At 42.6% G+C, this 3,312-nt stretch carries 2 protein-coding genes and 1 pseudogene; 2 read left to right on the top strand and 1 reads right to left on the bottom strand.

All coding sequences use genetic code 11. From position 1 onward, the window contains the following. Positions 1-321: 321 nt before the first annotated feature. Positions 322-999 carry a hypothetical protein gene (locus ACZFYI_RS17895; protein WP_462525488.1) on the top strand — a complete coding sequence of 226 codons (678 nt, stop codon included), beginning with the start codon at positions 322-324 and terminating at the stop codon, positions 997-999. A 4-nt stretch (positions 1,000-1,003) separates the two neighbouring features. Continuing rightward, positions 1,004-2,710, top strand: coding sequence for a capsule assembly Wzi family protein (locus tag ACZFYI_RS17890; protein ID WP_462525487.1), 1,707 nt, complete (start codon positions 1,004-1,006; stop codon positions 2,708-2,710). 57 nt (positions 2,711-2,767) lie between these two features. Here ACZFYI_RS17890 and ACZFYI_RS17885 read toward each other — a convergent pair. Then, positions 2,768-3,312, bottom strand: a pseudogene (locus tag ACZFYI_RS17885) (D-alanyl-D-alanine carboxypeptidase); the annotation flags it as partial.

The following is a 3,312-nucleotide window of genomic DNA, read 5'->3' as shown; positions in this document are numbered from 1 at the left end:
TCATTATCTAAACATATAACTAATATCCTACATATCCAATCCGTCCAATGGACTTATTTGTGGCCCAATTCCCCTGAGGATATTTCATTTTATCAATACACAAACTGAAATCTTCTACTTTGACAGAGGCAATTCCTACGGTCTTGATTCACTTCTAAAAGGACCTTTGGGAAGTAATTTCGTCTTTATTTTTTATGGTATGATCAGGCAAATTGCAGGTCAAAAGGTTCTTATTCCATCAAAAATTCATTTATTTGTAATCTGATTGTCACCTGTCGGTTCCACTTTCAAGTGGTTTTGCAAAAAATACTCTTCAATTGTATGCTTCCCAAGATTAACCTGTCTTTTCCCCTTTTTTTCACGCTTTTGATAATATCTCTTGGGCTTGGTTCCTGTCAGCAGGATACGGTCTGTGATTGTGAGGGCAATGACCTGGTTTATTCCAATGATTTTTCCAATCAAGACCTCAGCAATATCGAAAATGGCAGGTTACTTGTTTTTCAAAATGACACCCTTCTCGGCAATTATTTCAATGAGGAGGTTACACTGAATTTGTCTTCCCTGCCTACACACAATATCGTCAAGGTAACCGTCGAACTTTGGATTCATGACTCTTGGGATGGTAATCCTGACAATGGGATAGGAGGTCCGGATTATTGGTACATGAATGTGGAGGGAGAAGAAGTCATGAGGACTACGTTTTCCAATTCACCATGTGAATCGACATTTTGTATCAGACAGTCTTATCCCGCTAATTATTTCAGACAGAATTTTCCTAAAACCGGGGCGATAAGGACCAACCTTCCCGGACTTTGCCATTTGGCAGGAATTCCAAACAATACCACGGTCTATAGTATCACCCAATTGGTAAAGCACTCTTCCCAAAATGTGAAAATTACTTTGGGAGATCAGTTGCTTCAGACCAACAGCCCAAATCCCAAGTGTGACGAAAGTTGGTCGGTGGGCAAAATCGAAGTATCCACTTTATTTGTGATGTGATAGGATGAAAAGCGCCATACCATCATTTTCAGGAGTTATTTTAGGTATTTTGGTTCTCCTGTTTTTCCAAGAAATTGGATTTTCGCAGACAGTTCCTGTGGGTACGCCGGTATTGGAAGAATATATGCGCAGGATGCAGCTTGTGGGGAAGTTAAGTGAGACAAGCAGTTTTTTGATCAGGCCCATCCTTCCAGTCCATGCTTTTGACCGTGAAGTGGGTTTTGACCTTGACAGTACTTTTATAGATTTTGAAACATCCGCAAACCATGGCTTTTTGGGAGAAAAAGAGCGGCTAAAATTCCTTGTCATGCCTGTCACCAACAGGTTTCAATACACCTCCAATTATGCTTTTGGAATCAATGACGGTGCGATGATTCCAAACAGGGGAATTCAAAATGTGTTGAGTGCCGGGGCCTATCTGGAATATGGGAAATTCAGTCTGCAGCTACAGCCGGAAATATTGGTTGCCCAAAACAAAGATTACCTGGGATTCCCTATCGAGCACCAATCCACGATTCTGTATTACTATGAGTACATGAACAGGATCGACATGCCGGAGCGGTTTGGAACCGCCCAATACAACAGAATCCTCGCGGGACAGTCGAGCTTTAGGTTCAATCATAAAGGCATGTCTCTTGGGATATCGACCGAAAACCTATGGTGGGGCCCGGGAAAAAGGAGCTCACTATTGATGAGTAATAATGCGCCGGGTTTTTTGCATTTTACCCTCAACACCCAAAAGCCGATAGAAACCAAAATCGGACACTTTGAAGGGCAGTTGATTTCGGGGTTTTTAAAAAGCACCAACTATCCTTCTCCTCACCCTGATTATGTTTTCCAACAAAACCCTGTTCTTATTCCAAAAAGGGAAAATGGTGACAGGTATATCTCCGGCTTGATTTTGACATATCAGCCCAAGTGGTTACCTGGATTTTCGATTGGCTATGGTTCTGTCAACCATATGTACCGTGCCGATATGGAAGTTTTTGCCGATTACCTTCCTGTATTCAATGGGGAGAAAGGTTTCTATGAAGTCCATAATGCAGCAAGAGACCGCAGACAGCAGTTCAGTTCAGGTTTTTTCAGGTGGCTGAGTGCTGAAGGACATTTTGAATTTTATGGGGAATACGGAACCAATGGCAACAGCATCAGGACGGCTGATTTTCTCATTACTCCGGAGAGAAACAGGGCCTTTACGCTTGGTTTTTCAACTTTGGTGCCTTTGAAAAAGGAAGACCAATTCATCCAGATAAGTGCTGAGATGACCCAATCAGGTCAGACGATCAGGGAAAGCATCCGAAATCTGGATACATGGTACATCCATAACCACGTCAGGCATGGTTATACCCATCAGGGACAGGTCTTGGGGATTGGCTATGGGCCTGCTGCCAATGTCAATTGGGTTGAAGTGGGATGGGTGAGAGACTTTAGCAAGATCGCTTTCCATATGGAGCGGATCGTGTACAACAATGACTTTTACAATTTCAGGTTTGAGGCTTCCAAGGATTGGCGCAGCAAATACGTGGACTTGGTACCTTCCCTTGTCACAGAGTGGAGATTTGGAAATCTCTTGGCGCATGGCAATTTTCAATATGTCAATACTTGGAATTATAAATGGTATCTGGAAAATGACCCTGATTTTTACTTTGTTCCCGGACTTGACAGGGGAAATCTCGTCCTGAATATTGGCCTTACTTACATCTTAAAATAAAAAGAGGCTTTTAGTAAAGCCTCCTTTCAAATAGCAAACCGTCAAACATTTAATTTTTTATTTTTTGCTCAGAACAAAATTGCCGCCTCCCTGCTTCAGAGTCATTTCCTTGGATTCGGGATTGAATTCCAAAGTAAGTCCGGCCGGAGTAAATATGAAGACATGTTCCTCTTTAAACTCCAAAGCGAATTTGGGTTGGCCTGTGGCCTGTCCGATCAGTGTGGTATTTTCTTTGGTAATGGTAACTTCCAATGGGAAAGTGGCGCTTCCATACACACCGAGATAGGGGTCAAGATCTTCAGTGCTAAGGGTATTGGCAGCGAAAGTGGGGATCGCATACTCCCTTCCAAAGTAAGCGCTCAAGGTCGCAATGGCGGCTTGGTTGGGGTCATAACTTGATCCGTTGACCGCCATGGCAAAAGCAAGTTTATCTTCCTGAAAGTAACTTAACATGGACTTGAATTCATCTATACCTCCTGTGTGGCCAAATGATACTTTGTCATAAAAGGGAATGGTAAACATCCCTCTGCCAAAATTATCTTTCATTTCCATCATCAATGCCAGACTTGAAGGTGAAATGATTTTCCCTGCAAAAAGGCCTT

This window comes from Aquiflexum sp., assembly GCF_977115555.1.
Note: the sequence above shows the minus strand (reverse complement) of the source record. Positions and strands in the feature narration are given on the sequence as shown.